Consider the following 18,294-nt stretch of genomic DNA (forward strand, 5'->3'; position numbering starts at 1 on the left):
TGCATTTCCCTTATTGTGCCGGCCGTAATGCCGGTCATAATTTCCCCTATGAAAAGGGAGATGTCTTGAGGATATAGAAAGCCCGGGCTTGCGAAAGTCCGGGCTTTTCAATACTTACTCTTCGCTCCAACACTTTTCGGCGTCGAAGCAAGGACAAGCCTTGATCCATTCCTCCGGTTCAATCTCACCGTTGCCGTTGAGGTCGGGACTCAGGTCACGATGTCCGCAGACACGACATCCGGGATAATCCCTCAATAACGTCAGGATAAGCACACGCAAAGAATGTTTCTGCCACGGTGTCCGGGTGTCTTTGGGATGTCCCTCGCTGTCCAGACCGCCCTCATAGCAGATACCGATACTTTCACTGTTGAAGCCACGGGCGTGCGCACCGATGCGTTCGAGAGGACGGGTCGATTTGATGTCCCCATTCTTGCGAATATAAAAATGATACCCCACACCGTTGAAACCACGACGACGGTGGCAAACGTCCAGGTCGTGCTCGGTGAAACTCTTGTCCTCACGAGTGGCGGAACAGTGGACAACGATCAGACTGATAGCTCTCATGCGTTGCCGTTATTTCGTTGGATACACTCTTTATTGACGCATTGCAGGGCAATAGCTTCCGACAACTTACCTTTCAGCGAAAAGATTTCGGAATGCATCTCCTTCACACGGTCGCTCAGGTTGAAATAATCCTTCAATACCTTCTCAAGCTGCTGCATGAGGAAATTGTACTGCTCTTTCACTAATTCGCTGAATTCTTTGACTTCCTGCATCATCTGTTGACGCTTCTTGCGACCTCCGAAAAAAGGAAGGACGGTCATGATAATATCAATGATTTTGTCTAACATCTTATTTAATTAAAAATTGAATATTGAAAGTTGAAGATTGAAAACAGAAACCGCATGGCGTGGAACCGTAGAAGTCGGCTCCTGAAGCCATGCGGGACTGTTTTTCGGGTTTTATACTGACGGGTCCGGTGTCACTCCGCCTCCGCCCGGTTTCTCCTCACCCGAACCTCCGGAGCCGCTACCCGAACCACCCTCGTCCGGATCGCTGCCGTCGCCTTTACCACCCAATGCGAACACCACATTATTATCGCTCTGCGTACTCGTGTGGCTCGAATTGATTAACTTCAGCGCCTTATCGGCAACGAAACGGACATTGACACGGCGGATACTACGTACCGTGCAATCCTTCTTCACCTCCGTACCGTCACTGGTCAAGGTGATATGAAACGTTCCCAACCCGTCGATTTTCACTTTATCGCCCTGAGTAAGCGACAACCGCAACTGCTCCACAAATGCTTCAATGGTATGCTTCACATCCCCTGCCGTAAGCGACGACTTGCTTTCAATGGCGGCAGCCATTGTATCGACATCCATGACTCTTACATTGCCGGCTTTCTGGCGAATGTAATACAACATCGGAGCATCCTCCTGATTCACATACTTCCTACGCTGATAGCGTTCTACTAATACATCCATAAAATTAAAAAGTTAAGGTTTAGATAAATAATTCTATAATCTCTTTCTGATACTACAAATATACAAAATCCAAGAGGCGAAGTCAAGTAATCAACCGTTTATTTTCTCTATATTTATAAAATAATTTGGCAGATATAATAGTTGATAATACTATTATTTACTGTTATATTATTTATATAAATAACCAAAACTATTTGGCGTATTTATTCAAATATTCCATTGGAGGAACATAGTCATAAAATTTTGTAATAGACTGATTATGTCCGAAATACACATTTCCCGTCTCCCCGTTACGTTGCTTGGCAACGATAGCCACACCCAGTCCCTCTGTCGGGTAACCGCTTTCGCGGTCGGTCGGAATATGCAGCATAGCCGGTCGGTAAAGGAGTATAACGATGTCCGCATCCTGTTCGATTGCTCCGCTTTCGCGCAGGTGTGCCAGTTCCGGACGACCTCCGGGACGGTTCTCCGATTCACGGTTCAACTGGCTCAGCAGTACGACGGGGATATGCAACTCCTTTGCCAGCAACTTCGCTTTGCGGGTGGCTTGTGCCACCTCCTGTTCCCGGTTCCGGTTGACCTGCTTGGTGCTCATGTCGCAAAGTTGCAGGTAGTCGATGATAATCATGTCACACTGCTTGCGGCTTTTCAGCAGCCGTGCGCTCGAACGGATGTGATCCATGCTGACGGAAGAACTGTCGTCCACGTAGATAGGCAGTTGTGCCAGTCCCGAGGCGGTGGTGCGTGCTTCCGCTACCTCTTGGGGATTGGGAATCCCGTTGCGCCACCGGTACGGGTTGATGTTGCAGGCGGCCATTAGCCAACGGTCCCCAAGGCGTTCGCCCTGCATTTCGAGACTGTACACGGCTACTGCGTTCCCCGCCAGAGCCGCATGGCGTGCCAGGTGGAGGGCGAAGGCCGTTTTGCCTACCGAGGGACGGGCGGCGATAATGATGAGGTCATTGTCCTGTAAGCCACCTGTTTTCTTGTCCAGTTCCGTCAGACCGGTGGGAATGCCGGTGACACCGTTCACGCTCTTGGCGATGCGCCTTTCGGCTTCTTCCATTGTGTCCGCCATAAGGGTTTCCATGTCGCGGATGTGGGCGTTGTGGCCGGATTCACCTTCGAGACGGTCGAGGAGGTTGTGGGCGTCTATGAGAGTGTCGTCGATGTCGATCGTCTCGTCCATGGCACAGATGAGCAGCTTGTTGAAGCCGACAACCATTTCGCGTGCCAGGTATTTCTGGTGAATGATTTGCGCGTGATATTCGATATGTGCGGAGGAGGCGACTTTGCTGCTCAGTTGCACAATGGCATACGGTCCGCCTATCGCATCCAGATTTCCGCGACGGGCGAGTTCTTCCTTGACGGTCAGTATGTCGATCTTCTTGCCGGCATGATACATCGCCATGAGGGCGGCGAAGATCAGTTGGTGGTGGTCGTCGTAGAACATTTCCGGGCGTAACTTGTCCGCTATGAGCGGCAACGCTTCCTGCTCTATCAGGCAGGCGCCTATGACGGCTTCTTCGAGTTCGGGTGCATGTGGTTGCATATTCTTTGTCTTTTTAGTCCATATATTCGTTCAGAAAAGCCTTGTCTTTCAGGTAAGTGGAAGCGTGGGCGATGAAGCGGGTGTCGTTGGTGTGGTAGTAGACGTCCTCGATGCGGTCTATTGCCAGTTGTTGTTCCTCGCGGGTGAGCTTGTTCCATTCGCGGCGGCCGCGGGCGACGTTGACTTTCGGCTTTCGCATCACGGTGTGGTATTTGTCCCAGAAAAGGTCGAAGTCTGTGGAGATTTCTTCCTTTCGGGCGTCTTTGGCTTCCGAAGGGATACGTCCGGTCCAAAGATCAAAGTTGGTGATACGGATATGGAGTATCTTTTCCTGATGAGGGATGAGGTCTATAATGCCTCCTTTGGCCAGTCGTTGAAAGAAACGGGTGGTTTTGGGGCGTGTCCAGCCGAAAATATTGCTCCAGTGGTGATAGCTGATAAGGGAGTCACCGCGTTTGCATAGAATGATTGTCCCGTTGATGTCGTATGGCACGTCGGAATAATTGGTGTGCGCCAGGATTTGGAGAAATGCTTCTGTCTCTCCGGCAGCGCCGTCGGTTGCTTGTCTGTTTAGTAATGCCCGGGGGATAGTGATGTAACCTTGTTTGAGAGATGATGTAGTTAATTGTTTCATGAATTGAAATGGTTTATTGTTTTACACTCGTTGTTGAATGCGGTGTAAATATAAGGCGATATTTCCCGTCGGCAAAATAGCGTTGGACGCTGTTGGCGGATATGGACGGCGGTGTAGTATTTGGACGGAAAGAGCCGGTAATAAATTGTCGGTGTTGATAGGGAAGGAGAGAAAAACGAGGACTCTGCCCGGTTAAGGCAGAACCTTCGTTTCAGTGAAACAGAGCCTTCATTTCGGTGAAACAGAGGCTCTGTTTAGGGGAAATAGAGCCTTTGTTTTGGGAAAATAGAGGCTCTGTTTTCGGGGCTGTGACCGTGCCACCAACCGTGCCGCCCTCTTTGTGATGATAACCGTTTGTATATGAGGGTTTTGCACGGGTGCTGAAAAACGGGGCGTGCCACGAACCGTGCATATATAAATAAAAATATATATTATTCTATATTATATAGTTCGCTCAACTCATTTTTTCCGTGTTTTGCCTACTTCTGGTTTTCCGGTGTTTCGTCATGACCGCGCAGCTTAATCTCGGGAGGTCCCCAGGTGGTGAAAAGTATGCACTGTTGTTTGGGGCTGAGGCGTGCGGTCTTGTGGGTGTAGTGCGTAGGCTTTAAGTCCGCGAGCAATTGCGCGTCGTTCTCTATGTCATGGCGCATTCTTTTGATTGCAGCGTCAGTGCTGGTGTACTCCGGAAAGTATTCTACTGCTGCTATGGAGAAAGATTTGAAACCTTTAATACTCCATTCGTCCTCATCGTCAATCTCTTTGACTTTTTTCATATTTGTAAAAATTAATATTTAATTAGTTGGTGTGATTCTCTTTGAATCCCTGCAAAGGTAGTTAAAAAATAATTGTTGTGATAAAATTATAAATATATTTTGCTTTGTATAATATATAATGTAATAATTTATGTATTTATTATTTTTCTTTTTGAAGCATAGCTTCCCGCCTCTTAATTTTTGACTTATTTTGTACTTATATATTTGCTAAATTTTTTTTTCTGCCGGTTTCTCAAATTAAATTGTATATTTGCGAAAGAATCGGAGAAGTAATCAGAAGAACCGAAAAAAGGGGGTCATGAACGAAAATGTCTTAGCTAAATTGAAGATACTGGCGGAGTCTGCCAAGTATGATGTTTCCTGTTCTTCCAGTGGCACAGTGCGTTCCAATAAACCGGGAATGCTGGGCAACACGGTGGGAGGCTGGGGGATATGCCACAGTTTTGCCGAGGACGGGCGATGCATCTCATTGCTGAAAATCATGCTTACCAATTATTGTATCTACGATTGTGCCTACTGCGTGAACCGCCGCAGTAACGACCTCCCGCGCGCCACGTTTTCCGTCTCGGAACTGGTAGAGCTGACTATGGAGTTTTATCGTCGCAATTATATCGAAGGCCTGTTCCTCAGTTCCGGCGTTGTCCGCAATCCGGACTATACCATGGAACGGCTCGTGCGTGTCGCCAAAGACTTGCGCCTGGTGCACCGCTTCAACGGGTATATCCACCTGAAAAGCATTCCCGGTGCCAGTCGCGAACTGGTAAACGAAGCCGGACTTTACGCCGACCGTCTCAGCGTCAACGTAGAAATCCCCAAAGAAGAAAACCTGAAACTGCTTGCACCGGAGAAGGATCATAAAAGCGTTTTCGCCCCGATGAAATACATCCAGCAGGGAGTATTGGAAAGTAAGGAGGAACGGCAGAAGTTCCGCCATGCTCCGCGCTTTGCGCCTGCGGGACAGAGCACGCAGATGATCGTAGGAGCGACCTCCGAATCGGATAAGGATATTCTTTTCCTCTCGTCGGCACTCTACGGGCGCCCGACGATGAAGCGTGTCTACTATTCCGGATACGTCTCCGTAAATACGTATGACAAGCGTCTTCCGGCATTGAAGCAGCCGCCTCTCGTGCGTGAAAACCGTCTCTACCAGGCGGACTGGCTGCTGCGTTTCTATCAGTTTAAAGTAGATGAGATAGTGGATGATGCGTATCCCGATCTCGACCTCGAAATAGATCCGAAACTCTCGTGGGCGTTGCGTCATCCGGAGCAGTTCCCGGTCGATATCAACAAGGCGGATTACGAAATGCTCCTCCGTGTGCCCGGCATCGGTGTGAAATCGGCGAAGCTGATTGTCGCTTCCCGCCGTTTCTCGCGACTGGGATTTTATGAATTGAAGAAGATCGGAGTGGTGATGAAGAAGGCACAGTATTTCATTACGTGCAAGGAACTGCCTCTCCAAATGGCGACCGTGAACGAGCTTTCGCCGCAACGGGTACGCAGTCTGTTGCTGCCGAAGCCGAAAAAGAAGGTGGATGAACGGCAACTGTTACTTGATTTTGGCGAATGAATTGAACTTTGCGAATGAATGTCTACCTCTACGATAAAACCTTCGACGGTCTGCTGACGGCTGTTTTCGACGCTTACTTCCGCAAGACCTTTCCCGATGCGCTGCTGTCGGAAGGAGACGCTTTGCCGTTATTCTGTGACGATCTGCACACCGTAGTCACTGACGAGGAGAAGGCGGCGCGTGTGTGGCGGGGATTGCAGAAGAAGGTTTCGTCTTCCGCGCTTGGCTGTCTCACGCAGAGTTGGCTGTCGGAGCTTCCGGAGGTCGGTATTCTTATTTTCCGTTATATCCGCAAGGCGATTGATGCGCCGCGCTCTATCGAAACGAATTTTGCCGATCCGGACGTCCTCCGGCTTGCACAGATTTGGAAGAAGGTGGACGGTGAGCGTGTGCATATAATGCAGTTTGTCCGTTTTCAGAAGGCGGCGGACGGCACGTTTTTCGCGGCTTTCGAACCGCAGTATAATGCTCTGCCGCTTACGGTGCAGCATTTCAAAGACCGCTTTGCCAATCAGAAGTGGATTATTTATGATATGAAACGCCGCTACGGTTTTTATTATGATTTGCAGGAGGTGACGCTGATTTCCTTCGATGACGACAGCCGCGAAGCTCACCTGATAACGGGAATGCTGGACGAGAGCCTTATGGATAAGGATGAAAAACTTTTCCAGCAACTTTGGAAAACGTACTTCAAGGCTATCTGCATCAAGGAACGTATGAATCCGAGAAAGCACAAGCAGGATATGCCTGTCCGGTACTGGAAGTATTTGACGGAGAAACAAAAAGTTGTACCTTTGCAGATCAAAACGGATTTTTAACCCTGTGAGTAAGAGAAGGATGAAGAAAAGGATATTTTACATTATCAGCTTTCTGGTAATATTTTGTATAGAGGTATTGATAGCTTTGTACGTATGTGATAATTTTGTCCGTCCTTACATTGGAGATGTACTGGTGGTTGTGCTTGTGTATAGTTTTGTCCGTATATTTCTGCCAACGGGGATTCCGAGAATGCCGTTCTATGTATTTCTTTTTGCCTGCTTTATAGAAGTGATGCAATACTTTCAGTTGGTGGAAACTTTAGGGATTACGAACCGGGCGGCAAAAATTATTCTCGGATCTACGTTCGATTGGAAAGACATTGCCTGCTATGCGGTGGGTTGCGTTCTGATTTTCTTGTTCGAGCGTATTTGTCAAAAGAGTTTATAATAACAGGTCTTTTATAAAGAAATAAGAGACTGTTTAACAAGTCGGTAGTATCTTCCATTCCCCTCCTTCGGAGAAGGAGGGGTGGCTGAAAGCCGGGGTGGTAGGTGGATACACAATGCTGATAATAATGGACTTACGCATTCACCTACCACCTCCCCCTACGGGTACTCCTCCTTCCTGAAGGAGGAGAGTTTTAGATACTGTCGACTTGTTAGTCAGCCTCTTATATTTGTTTTATTTTCTACTTGCTTTCAATATTCAACACACCCTTCGCCAATCCTTTTCCGGTAGCTTCCAGTGTGATCTTTCCCGGCTTGTCCGAAGAAGAAACGATTGCGGTCATCATTCCGCTGAATACCTTCATCTTCGGGGTCTGGAACGATTCGAGTGAAGCCGGGTTTCCGTTGGCTCCTGCGCGGTAAGTTCCTGCGCCTTTCACTTTGAAGCTGATAGTGTTATCCGCCAGCGGACAGAGATTACCGTCCTTGTCTACTACTCTGACGGTGACGAATGACAAGTCTTTTCCGTCGGCTTTGATTTGCGAGCGGTCCGCTATCAGTTCGATATGATGCGGTTTTCCTGCGGTATGCATTTCCTTTTCGGCAACGGGCTTGCCGTCTTTGTCGTAAGCGACCACTTTGACAGTCCCCGGTTCATATTTCGTATTCATCCACATCAGGCGGTAACGTTGCTGACGTTTGAGATTTGCTGTTGAAACAGAGTCGGCACTGTTGTCAATCGTTACGGAGAGGTCCTTGGTACGTTTGCCCTGGCTCTTACCGTTGATAAACAGCTCGGCAGACGGGTAGTTCGTGTAGACAAATACCGGGACTACTTCGCCTTCGTGTCCTTCCCAGTTCCAGTGCGGGAGGATGTGGAGAGTTTCCACGTCCTTGTTCCAGTGACTGCGGTAGAGGTAATAGCGGTCTTTGGGCAGTCCGGCAAGGTCGATGATACCGAACAGGGACGAGTGGCTGGGCCAGTCGGTGTAGTACGGTGTCGGTTCACCCAGATAATCGAAGCCGGTCCATACAAATTCCCCGATGCAGTAGGGGAGGTCTTCGTGCTGGATAAAGTCGTCTTCGGGCAGGTTAGACCAACCGCAATGCTCTACGTCGTATGACGAAGCCTGATGATCGGGATACTTCTGCATCGAACGTCGGGCGACAGGCAACTTGTACACGCCGCGTGAACTGACTGTGGAAGCTGTCTCACTCCCCAGGATAATCTGTTGCGGGAGCTTCTTGTAATTCGTCCGGTACTTGTGCGGACGGTAATTGAATCCGGCTACATCCATTACGGCAGCCATATTATTATTCACCACTGCGTCCGGAGCATCCATGCCTTGAGTGACGGGGCGGGTGGGATCTTCGCGGTGACAGATGTCTTGCAGGAAGCGGGACAACTTCGGTCCGCGGTCACCGTTCCACTGGTCGGGAACCTCGTTGCCGATGCACCACATCACGACACTGGGATTGTTGCGGAACTGGTGAATCAGGTTCACCAAGTCTTTTTCCGCCCATTCGTCAAATATCTTATGATAACCGTTCTGCAATTTGGCTGCTTTCCATTCGTCGAACGATTCGGACATAATCATCATACCCATTTCGTCGCACGCACGGATCAGTTCGGGAGCCGGCATATTGTGGGAAGTGCGGATAGCGTTACAACCCATATCTTTCAGGATGCGTATCTGGCGGCGGATCCCTGCTTCGTTGGCAATGCCGCCCAACGGGCCGAGGTCGTGATGATTGCACACCCCTTTAAATGTGGTACGTTCACCGTTCAGATAGAATCCCTTGTTCGGGATGATTTCGATAGAACGGATACCGAAAGGCGTGGTATATTCGTCTTTCAGCGTATTGCCTTCATACACTTTGGACACTGCAGAATAGAGCGCCGGAGAATCGGGCGACCAGAGTGCAGGGTTGTCTACCACGAAATGTTGGTTGAATATTTTTTCGTCGTATTTCGTACCCTGTTGTTCGTCGGAAGCTACCACTTTGCCGTCGGGAGCTTTCAGTTCGGTCACGATGCGATAGTCGGTGAACGCCTTGCCCGAAGGGATGTCGAGACGTGTTTTCAGGTTGACTCTGGCGAAATCCTTCTTTACGACAGGCGTGGTGAGCTGCGTCCCCCATGTCGGGATATGGGCGTCTTCGTTAATCACCAGATGAACGTTGCGGTATAGGCCTGCGCCCGGATACCAGCGTGAAGATTCGGTTTCGTTTTCCAGACGGACGGCCAAGGTGTTCTGTTCGCCCGCTTTTAAATAAGGAGTGGCGTCGATGTGGAACGAATTGTAGCCGTAAGGCCAGAAGCCGGCTTCCTGTCCGTTGATGTAGACACGGGCGTGGCTCATGGCGCCGTCGAAGATGAGGGTTGCTTTCTTGCCGGAAGAAAATGCCGGGGCTTCAAAGTTCAGGCGATACCAGCCTACACCGACAAAGGGAAGTCCGCCCGTGCGTCCTGCGTGTTCCAGTGCTTCCTTCTGCCCGTCCTGGGTGATAGCGACTTTCTGTTTGTCATTTTCGATACTGAAAGGACCGTAGATAGCCCAGTCGTGCGGGACGGTGACGGATTGCCATTTGGTGTCGTCGTACGTCTGCTGACTGAAGTCCTTGCTGTCTTCTCGTGTAAACTTCCAGCCTTTTTCAAAGGTCTGTTCCGTACGCACTTGCGCGAAGGTTAATGTCGGTAGAGCTACTAATAGAGCTGCTGCGATTTTAAGATGTTTATTCATAAATATAGGGGGTAAAGATTGTTTTTCATTTCTGTTTTGAGCTATGTGTTGTCTTTGGCTTCGTCTTCGGGTTTTACTTGCATTTCGTCTTTCGGATTCAGACTGCTGCCGCAGTATTTGCAAAACCCGGCATTGTCCTCGTGTCCGGAGCGGTGGCAGTGGGGGCATTCCTTGTCCCTTCTGCGTTTATAGTCTTTCATCATGGAGGCCGAAACGATTCCTGTCGGTACGGCGATGATCGTATAGCCGATAAGCATCACGCAGGCGGAAAGGAACTTTCCGAATCCGGTGACCGGGGTGATGTCGCCATAGCCTACGGTGGTCATGGTGACGATTGCCCAGTAGATACTGTTCGGGATGTTGTTGAACTGGGAATCGGGCTGCGTGCCCTCTATCATGTACATCAACGTTCCGATCGAAGTCACCAGAATGACGACGAACAGGAAAAAGACGGCTATCTTCTTGCTGCTTTCGCGCAGGGCGGTGAGTAGCCGTTCGCCTTCGTTCAGGAAGTTGAACAGCTTGAATACGCGGAATACGCGTATTAGACGGAAAGCGCGGATGATGAGCAGGTAACGTGCGCCGGGGAAAAGCAGGCCGATATAGAGCGGGAGGGTAGCCAGCAGGTCTACAATGCCGAAGAAACTGAATATGTATTTCCGTGGGCGGGGCGAACAGTAAATGCGTGTCAGGTATTCGAAAGTGAAGAAAGCGGTGAAAAGATATTCCATAATGACGAACGGAGTCGTCAGGTAGGAGGGGATGCTTTTCAGGCTTTCGATGATAACGAGCAATACACTGACCAGGATACAACCGATAAGAACCACGTCGAACAACTTCCCCGCAGGGGTGTCCGATTCGAAGATGATGACGTATAGTTTTCGTTTCAACTTCTCGTCATGCAGGAAATCGCGGATTCTTTCTTTCAGTTTCATATATGTATAATGGTAAATAATAAATTAAGGAACTCACTTCTAGAAGTCGGTGCTATCCTGATTCTCCTCCTTCGGGAAGGAGGAGTCCCCGTAGGGGGAGGTGGTAGGTGAATGCGCAAGTCAGTTATTATCAGCATTGTGTATCCACCTACCACCCCGGCTTTCAGCCACCCCTCCTTCCCCGAAGGAGGGGAATTGGAGATACTCTCGCCTTTTGGGGGATGCCTTCGCTTTTTGGGGAGATGTCCTCTCCTTTGTTGAAGTCCCCTTCTCCTTTTATAATATCCTTAATTAGTTTCTTTATCATTCCGTATATTAATTTATATCATTAATCAATCACCCAATGCTTATTGTAAGCAACAGTCTTTTTGGGATCATAATGCATTCCCTCTTGTGTGGGGATATGGAGGACATAGCTCTTTCCGCTTCTGTTCTTTAGAGACGTTTCGCGCAGCCAGGGATTCGCATCCCGGAGTTGCGCGTAGGTGATACCTTGTTTTTTGGCATACTCGCTCAAGTCGTTGATAGGTGTAGATACGGTCACCTCTTTATAAGGAATAGGCGGGTAGAGATGTTCTCTTTTCAGCAAGAACCCGTAACGTTGGGGATTGCTGAAAATCTCTTTAGCTGCCAGCAACCGGAACATGTAGCGGGAAGTTTCTTCTACCAGCCACAAGTCCATGGCATGGTTTGCCAACTGTTTTTCGAGTTGGGAGGAGATGCGCGCCTGTCCTGCGTTGTAAGCGGCGGAGACTGCTATCCAGTCGCCATATTTGGCATATGCCTGTTTGAAATATTTGCAGGCAGCTACGGTAGCTTTCTCGATATGATAGCGTTCGTCCACATTCTCGTTCACTTCCAGTCCGAACTCGCGTCCCGTGGTGGGCATAAACTGCCATAGTCCGGCTGCACCTGCCGGAGAGCGGGCGATACTGTTCAGGTTACTTTCGATCACCATTAGATATTTGAAATCATCGGGGATACCGTTTGCTTTCAGTATCGGTTCGATGATAGGGAAGTATCGGTTGGCACGCTTAATCAGAAGCATGGTGGTGGAGTGCATATAAGTGAAAGCCAATATCTCGCGGTCCATTCGTTCGCGGCGGTCGTAGCGGCGGAGGTCAATCGTTTCACCGTCAAAGGTAACCTGGGCGGGTACGGTGGGCGAAGTGACGCAATAGGGCACTTCCGACTTGGCGGAATGTTGTTCGTTGACTTGGCTGCTGCCTATCAATGTAGGAATGGTGGCACCAATACAAAACACTAAGATAAGTGTAAGGATATAATTGATTTTAATCTGTTTCTTCATTTCAATTCATCATTTAATTAATAAGTAAACCTTGAGCCTGACGCGATCACGCCGCAAGGAGGAAACCTTATTCCGGCGCTACGCCGGCGGCAGTGGTTGGCAGCCTCTGCAATAGTAGATGCTGCCGCCCAGATAATTCTCTTTCACAATGGTTTCTCCGCAACGGGGGCAAGCCATGCCTGCGGTATCTTTTGAGAGACAGGCAACGTATTTGCCGTTCGCTCCGAACAAGTCGCTTTCCGTGCTTCGCCCGCCTAGGTGGTAGATGTCATTCATCGTCTCTTTTATCTGATAGAACAAATTTTCGCGCTCTTTGTCTGTCAGTCCGCTTATTTTTTTCTTCGGGTGGATATGTGTATGGTAAAGGATATCCTGCAAAACACCGTTGCCGAGTCCGGGAATCGTCTGTTCGGTGGCAAGGAAAGCTTTGGCGGATTTCTTCTGTGCGCTGTCGGCATTGATAAGTCCGAGGAAATATTCCGGGCTGAAACCGTCGGACATGACCTGTGGCTTGCTTCTCGCTGTCAGGTAATAATTGGAGAGCACTCCGTCGGCAGCGTCCTTGTCATAACACATCAGTCCGCCGTACATTCTCACGGAGGCAACGAGGCAACTTTCGTCCTCGAAGGCGATGAGCAGTTGATGTTTGGCGGGTAACTTGGAACCCGGAGCCAGATAGCGCAGGTTCACGCCGTCCGTCAAGATGAGAACCTTGTCTCCTATGGTGATCTCCACCATGCCGCCCTGTGACTGTGCGTGGTCTATCGTCTTGCCGGACAGCTGTTCAGCATACTCCTCGGAACTGCCTGTGAACCAGGCAAACTTGTGAGGACTGAACTGCGTGTACACGTCCGTTATCTTTTTTCCTCTAACCGTTTCGTTCAGTTGCCGGCAGAGAATGCGGGCTTCGGGGGCTTCTATCATCTCGTTTTTCCTTTCAATGTTTACGTCTTCCTTGCAAAGATAACTTCATTTTGTTTTTTTCAAAGAACTTTTCCTGCATTTTATACGTTTTTCTAGTAGAGTTAAAAACATACAATAGAATCAAGATGAATATAGCAATGACCGGAGCTACCGGATATATAGGTAAACATCTTTCCAGCTATCTGACTGAAAAGGGCGGACATCGGGTGATTCCTCTGGGAAGGTCGATGTTTCGCGAAGGTATGTCCGGACTGTTGATTCAAACGCTGGCGCATTGCGATGTAGTCATTAATCTGGCAGGCGCACCTATCAACAAGCGTTGGACACCGGAATATAAACAGGAGCTTTTCAATAGCCGTATCGTCGTCACCCACCGCATCGTCCGTGCGCTGAATGCCGTCAAGACGAAACCGAAGCTGATGATTTCGGCTTCCGCCGTAGGTTATTACCCTCCCGAAGTGGAGGCGGACGAATACACCCGTACCCGTGGGGAAGGCTTCCTGTCTGACCTTTGCTATGCGTGGGAGAAAGAGGCGAAACGCTGTCCCGAACCTACACGGCTCGTCATTACCCGCTTTGGTGTCGTGCTCTCTCCCGACGGGGGAGCGATGCAGCAGATGTTACGCCCGTTGCAGGCTACGAAGGTGGCTACCGCTATCGGTCCCGGCACCCAGTCCTTCCCGTGGATAGCACTGCACGATCTTTGCCGTGCCATGGAGTTTTTTATCGGGCATGAGGAGACGCAAGGTGTGTTCAATCTGGTTGCCCCGCAACAGATCTCGCATTACGATTTTACTCACGAAATGGGTAAAGCCTATCAGGCATGGACGACGATTGTTGCTCCGCAACGTGCTTTCCGTATCTTCTATGGCGAGGCGGCTTCGTTTCTCACAGCCGGTCAGAAAGTCCGTCCCACACGTCTGCTGGAAGCCGGTTTCCGCTTTTCCGTCCCCAACGTGGAACGTCTTTTCAAAGGAACCGACCATACCACCGTCAAGACACTTGACCTGAAGCGATACATGGGACTTTGGTACGAGATTGCCCGTTACGAAAACCGTTTCGAGCATGGACTTGTCGATGTGACCGCCACTTACACGCTCCGTCCCGACGGCCTGATTCGTGTAGAGAACCGGGGATGCAAACGTAATTCCCCTTATGATATTTGCAAGACCGCCAACGGGCACGCCAAGATTCCCGACCCCGCGCAGCCGGGCAAACTGAAAGTCTCTTTCTTCCTCAACTTCTACTCGGACTATTACGTGCTCGAACTGGATGAGGAGAATTACAACTACGCCCTCGTAGGCAGTAGCACCGACAAATATCTCTGGATACTGAGCCGGACTCCGCAACTGCCGGAGGATATAAAGAAAAAACTCGTCACCGCCGCCGAACGCCGCGGATACGATACCAACCGGTTGCAATGGATTGAGCAATTCTAAAGGCTACCAGCCTGACTGCGACACGCCGTGCAACCGGAAAACAGGATTATGGATTACAAAAACAAGATTATGGAGTACGAAATTATTCATCAGCCCGAACAGAATTTGTTCAAGACAGAAGTGGACGGCCGCACCGCCTTTGTACAATATCGCCTTTTAGGTGATTCGCTCGATATTATCCACACGATTGTACCCCGTCCCATAGAGGGGCGCGGAATAGCCGCCACATTGGTGAAAGCTGCCTATGACTATGCACTGGCCAACGGTATGAAGCCGAAAGCTACCTGCTCGTATGCGGTAAGGTGGTTGGAGCGCCACCCGGAACTGGATAAAGGATAAAAGGATATGAATATGATGTGCGTTCCGAGTGGCAACTATATAGAGAACTGGTTGTGATGTTGTTACAACTTGAATGAGAACAGTTCAAGTAGTTCTTCTTTTTTCAAAGGCTTTGTCAGAAATGCATTGCAACCTGCTTCCATGGCGCTTACCCTGTCAGCGTCGAAGGCATTGGCGGTAAGTGCGATAATGGGGATGATAGGATTCAGCTCCCTGATTTTCCGTGTTGCTTCCAAACCTCCCATAATCGGCATTTTCATATCCATAAGGACGATGTCGAACTCTTCATCGCGTACTTTTTCCACCGCTTCCACTCCGTTCACTACACGGGTGATCTGGTATTCCTTGAGGATATGTTTCACTAACGAGTAATTGCTGTCGTTATCTTCGGCAATCAGTATTTGCAGGTCTTTTCCGTTTATACCTTTTAAAGATATGGAGTGGTTCAAAGAAACTGTCTCTTGTGCCTGTGCTGGTTGTGGCGTTGCTTTCGGAACGATGTTTTCCTGCATACTTACATCACATGGAATCCATGCCCAGAAAGTGGAACCGACACCGGGCGTGGAAGTAAATCCTATTTCTCCTCCTGCGCCTTCGATAATTGCCCGCGAAATGGCTAATCCGAGTCCTGTTCCCTGTGCAAATTCATTGAGTTTCTGGAATCGTCCGAACACCCTGTTCTGCACCTCATACGGAATGCCGACACCCGAATCTTCGACATAGACCTTGATTCCTCCGTTTTCGAGACTGTATCCCATTTTGATATGTCCGCTATGCGTACATTTCACAGCATTGGTGAGGAAATTCATCCAGACCTGTTTGAGGCGGTTCCTGTCCAGGAATATCCAGCAATCCGGACCGGAATTGCCGAGGATGAACTCTACCTCCGGATTAGTGATCTTCGGTTGGATCATTGTATAAAGCTCACCGGATACTTTTGCCAGATTGAACTTTTCCCTCTTGCGTTCGAGGATGCCCGACTCGATTTTGGAAAGGTCGAGAATATCATTAATCAACCGTAACAGCAGGTCGTTGTTCGATTCGATAATCTCCATGTATTCCGCCTTTTCTTCGGGGTCGTCACAATTTACCATGAGGCCGGAAAAACCGACAATGGCATTCAACGGGGTACGTATCTCATGGCTCATATTGGCCAGGAAGGCTGATTTGAGGCGGTCGGAAAGTTCGGCTTTGTCTTTCAATATCTTTAGCTCTTGTGCCATTTTCTCCCACTTCGTATTGTTGAAGCCGATGCCTGTGTAACGGATTATTTTTCCTCTTTTGTCTCTTTCCACTTGAATGCCGGTGATGATTAAGGTCTGCCATTCCTTATTCCATTTCGTTTTGGAACGGTACTGGAAATTGAATTCTTGCTCTTTTCCTTCTATCATTCCCTCGAAATATTTGCGTACAAGTTCCCGGTCGTCCGGGTGGGCAGCGCTCAAATATTGGTCGACATCAATCGGAGTTTCAGGGTGATAGTCGTTGACGGGATCATTGAATGCGGTGAACTTCCGGCCTGTCACATCGAAATCCCAGTAAGACATACCGACGGTCTTGAACGTAAGCTCCATTTTATAATTTCTCTCTTTAAGCTCCTCGTTCAGGCGGTGGAGCTTGGAGATATTCTGTCGGAAGCCGGTGAAGCGTATGGTGTTTCCATTCTCGTCCTGTTCGAAAGGAACGCCGATGACATTGCAATATTGCCAGGTTTCATCGTATTTTGTTTGCATGCGGCAAGTGAAGTTGACGGTTTCGTTTTCGCCCGACAACATAGATTGGATGGCATCGAAATAGGTAGAGCGGTCGTCAGGGTGTACGACACTTTCAAATTCTTTGAGAGTAACAAGCCTGTTGGGGGCGTAGTCGTTGATCGGATCATTGTAGGATTCGAACTTCTGTGTGGATACGTCGAAGTCCCAATGTACGATATTGCTCACCTGCATGGCCAGCTCGCGCTTTGTTGTCAGGTCTTGTGTCTTTTTCAACATTTGCACTTTATCCGTTACATCCAGTTGTGTACCGACAATCAATAACTTTCCACGGTGTTCGGAAGATAAGCGCATCCGGCTTTCGTAGTGGCGGTATTGCCTTTCTTCCTTGTTATAAAAACGCAGGGTGGTGTGCACCTGTTGCGTTTCCTTGTTTATCAGTTGAGCGAACAGTTGCATTAACTGTATACGGTCTTGCGGATGCAGGATACTTTGCATCTGCTCCAAAGACATTTCTTCTTTTGCTAGCGCGTTTCCGTGCAATGTGCTGAATGTCTTTTTATGCACATTATATACCCATGAAGCCATGTTGGCAGCTTCCATAGCCATTTCCAGATTCTTCTTGCTTTCTTCCGTGCGAAATTCTATTTCCTTGGCACTGGTCACGTCATTAGAAAGCAATATATGGCCGATGATAGTACCTTTATCGTCTAATACCGGAACTACTTGGGCTTCATAAATTATAGAGTTTTTATTTTGGCTGCAGAAATAGGCATCGCTGTTGATACGGTCGAAGTCATACTCAAATTCTAAAGTGACATCCTCACCTCTCTGTATCTTGGATTTTAATTCCTTGTCCATATAAGGACTGTTAAAAAGATTGACTTTACCTATGACTGTTGTACGGTCACTGACTCCATACATTTTCAATGCCTTATCGTTGATTTTACGTAGGATACCATTAGCATCATAAACTTCGATACTTATTGGCAGACTGGCGTAGATGTTTTCTGTAAACAGCAGTTGGTCTTGTGTCAATCCGGCCGCTCCATTTTCTGAAGACATATTCTCATCCTTAGAAGAAAGTGAATTGCTTTGTTTCATTTGTTTCCTATTTTTATCCGTAATCAGGACTGAACTGTTATTTTTATGATTTGCTGTATTGTTTTACAATCCTAATGACAGAATATACGTTTACAAATGTATAATAAAAAAACGATAAGAAGAAATAATGTATGATAAAAAAGAAAATCTGAATAATTCTTGTTGTTTAATTGTGGATAACGGATTGTTGGAAACGGTGTGCTTTCGTTTTTACTTATTTCTTCCACCTTTTCAATTGCGGAAAGAATTCTTTCATGGTGGCGCGTGCTTCATCGATCGTGTACTTTACTTCCGAATCTTTGTTGAACTCGTCGAGATACTTTAGGTTAAGCTCGATCATTTCGTCCATTGTACAGTCTTTGGTGAAATGCCCGTTCTTGTAGCAATACAGGCAGTAATCTTGGTTTTTGCTACCGTCCGCTTCTGTTCCGAATGTAGATTCGTCGATCGGCATGGCACAACACTGGCAAATTTTCTGTTCCATTTTTTAGTTCTTTAGTTGGTTAAGGGAATGATAGACAGATCTCTTGTCTCTGTGGACAAATATAGAGTTTTTTCCCGAAAATA

18 protein-coding genes are annotated in these 18,294 nt (G+C 48.4%); 5 read left to right on the forward strand and 13 right to left on the reverse strand.

Annotation, left to right across the window (positions count from 1 at the left end; genetic code table 11):
• Positions 1 to 114 precede the first annotated feature (114 nt).
• The 6 genes from CGC64_RS08605 to CGC64_RS08630 all read right to left on the reverse strand — a co-directional run bounded on the left by CGC64_RS08605 (position 115) and on the right by CGC64_RS08630 (position 4,449).
• Positions 115 to 564 carry an N-acetylmuramoyl-L-alanine amidase gene (locus CGC64_RS08605; protein ID WP_005679748.1) on the reverse strand — a complete coding sequence of 150 codons (450 nt, stop codon included), beginning with the start codon at positions 562 to 564 and terminating at the stop codon, positions 115 to 117.
• Positions 561 to 851, reverse strand: a complete 291-nt coding sequence (locus tag CGC64_RS08610) for a hypothetical protein (RefSeq protein ID WP_005679746.1) — start codon at positions 849 to 851, stop codon at positions 561 to 563. The genes CGC64_RS08605 and CGC64_RS08610 overlap by 4 nt, the downstream gene beginning before the upstream one ends.
• Positions 852 to 962: 111 nt before the next feature.
• Positions 963 to 1,487, reverse strand: coding sequence for an HU family DNA-binding protein (locus CGC64_RS08615; RefSeq protein ID WP_005679744.1), 525 nt, complete (start codon positions 1,485 to 1,487; stop codon positions 963 to 965).
• Positions 1,488 to 1,677: 190 nt separating this feature from the next.
• Positions 1,678 to 3,039, reverse strand: coding sequence for a replicative DNA helicase (dnaB, locus tag CGC64_RS08620; RefSeq protein WP_005679742.1), 1,362 nt, complete (start codon positions 3,037 to 3,039; stop codon positions 1,678 to 1,680).
• A 13-nt stretch (positions 3,040 to 3,052) separates the two neighbouring features.
• The gene (locus CGC64_RS08625) at positions 3,053 to 3,673 is read right to left on the reverse strand and encodes a hypothetical protein (RefSeq protein ID WP_005679741.1); all 621 of its coding nucleotides are present in this window, start codon (positions 3,671 to 3,673) and stop codon (positions 3,053 to 3,055) included.
• A 479-nt stretch (positions 3,674 to 4,152) separates the two neighbouring features.
• Positions 4,153 to 4,449: a DUF4248 domain-containing protein gene (locus tag CGC64_RS08630; protein ID WP_005679740.1), complete on the reverse strand. Its 297-nt coding sequence runs from the start codon at positions 4,447 to 4,449 to the stop codon at positions 4,153 to 4,155.
• Between the two features lie 298 nt (positions 4,450 to 4,747).
• Between CGC64_RS08630 and CGC64_RS08635 the strand changes: the two genes are divergently transcribed.
• The 3 genes from CGC64_RS08635 to CGC64_RS08645 are packed head-to-tail and all read left to right on the forward strand — an operon-like array spanning position 4,748 to position 7,222.
• The gene (locus CGC64_RS08635; RefSeq protein ID WP_005680285.1) at positions 4,748 to 6,016 is read left to right on the forward strand and encodes a putative DNA modification/repair radical SAM protein; all 1,269 of its coding nucleotides are present in this window, start codon (positions 4,748 to 4,750) and stop codon (positions 6,014 to 6,016) included.
• A gap of 14 nt (positions 6,017 to 6,030) precedes the next feature.
• Positions 6,031 to 6,834, forward strand: a complete 804-nt coding sequence (locus CGC64_RS08640) for a TIGR03915 family putative DNA repair protein (RefSeq protein ID WP_005679737.1) — start codon at positions 6,031 to 6,033, stop codon at positions 6,832 to 6,834.
• A 19-nt stretch (positions 6,835 to 6,853) separates the two neighbouring features.
• Complete coding sequence (locus tag CGC64_RS08645) at positions 6,854 to 7,222, forward strand: ribosomal maturation YjgA family protein (RefSeq protein WP_005679735.1); 369 nt, start codon at positions 6,854 to 6,856, stop codon at positions 7,220 to 7,222.
• Positions 7,223 to 7,463: 241 nt separating this feature from the next.
• Here the strand turns inward: CGC64_RS08645 and galB are convergent, their stop codons facing one another.
• The 5 genes from galB to CGC64_RS08665 all read right to left on the reverse strand — a co-directional run bounded on the left by galB (position 7,464) and on the right by CGC64_RS08665 (position 13,133).
• Positions 7,464 to 9,965, reverse strand: a complete 2,502-nt coding sequence (galB, locus tag CGC64_RS08650) for a beta-galactosidase GalB (protein WP_005679713.1) — start codon at positions 9,963 to 9,965, stop codon at positions 7,464 to 7,466.
• Between the two features lie 41 nt (positions 9,966 to 10,006).
• Positions 10,007 to 10,900, reverse strand: a complete 894-nt coding sequence (locus tag CGC64_RS08655; protein ID WP_005679715.1) for an ion transporter — start codon at positions 10,898 to 10,900, stop codon at positions 10,007 to 10,009.
• 163 nt (positions 10,901 to 11,063) lie between these two features.
• On the reverse strand, positions 11,064 to 11,207 hold the full coding sequence (locus CGC64_RS18945; protein ID WP_005679716.1) for a hypothetical protein: 144 nt from the start codon (positions 11,205 to 11,207) through the stop codon (positions 11,064 to 11,066).
• A 21-nt stretch (positions 11,208 to 11,228) separates the two neighbouring features.
• On the reverse strand, positions 11,229 to 12,209 hold the full coding sequence (locus tag CGC64_RS08660) for a lytic transglycosylase domain-containing protein (RefSeq protein ID WP_005679717.1): 981 nt from the start codon (positions 12,207 to 12,209) through the stop codon (positions 11,229 to 11,231).
• A gap of 78 nt (positions 12,210 to 12,287) precedes the next feature.
• On the reverse strand, positions 12,288 to 13,133 hold the full coding sequence (locus CGC64_RS08665; protein WP_005679718.1) for a DNA-formamidopyrimidine glycosylase family protein: 846 nt from the start codon (positions 13,131 to 13,133) through the stop codon (positions 12,288 to 12,290).
• Positions 13,134 to 13,258: 125 nt separating this feature from the next.
• Between CGC64_RS08665 and CGC64_RS08670 the strand changes: the two genes are divergently transcribed.
• Together CGC64_RS08670 and CGC64_RS08675 are read left to right on the forward strand one after the other, a co-directional pair.
• Positions 13,259 to 14,572 carry a TIGR01777 family oxidoreductase gene (locus CGC64_RS08670; protein ID WP_005679720.1) on the forward strand — a complete coding sequence of 438 codons (1,314 nt, stop codon included), beginning with the start codon at positions 13,259 to 13,261 and terminating at the stop codon, positions 14,570 to 14,572.
• 69 nt (positions 14,573 to 14,641) lie between these two features.
• Positions 14,642 to 14,911: a GNAT family N-acetyltransferase gene (locus tag CGC64_RS08675; RefSeq protein ID WP_022042459.1), complete on the forward strand. Its 270-nt coding sequence runs from the start codon at positions 14,642 to 14,644 to the stop codon at positions 14,909 to 14,911.
• A 62-nt stretch (positions 14,912 to 14,973) separates the two neighbouring features.
• On the opposite strand, the gene CGC64_RS08680 is transcribed toward CGC64_RS08675, so the two are convergent.
• Positions 14,974 to 17,727, reverse strand: a complete 2,754-nt coding sequence (locus CGC64_RS08680; RefSeq protein WP_005679723.1) for a PAS domain-containing hybrid sensor histidine kinase/response regulator — start codon at positions 17,725 to 17,727, stop codon at positions 14,974 to 14,976.
• A 214-nt stretch (positions 17,728 to 17,941) separates the two neighbouring features.
• Positions 17,942 to 18,211 carry a zinc ribbon domain-containing protein gene (locus CGC64_RS08685; protein WP_005679727.1) on the reverse strand — a complete coding sequence of 90 codons (270 nt, stop codon included), beginning with the start codon at positions 18,209 to 18,211 and terminating at the stop codon, positions 17,942 to 17,944.
• Positions 18,212 to 18,294 lie beyond the last annotated feature (83 nt).

It is taken from the genome of Bacteroides caccae (assembly GCF_002222615.2).
In the GTDB taxonomy this organism is placed as follows: Bacteria; Bacteroidota; Bacteroidia; order Bacteroidales; family Bacteroidaceae; genus Bacteroides; species Bacteroides caccae.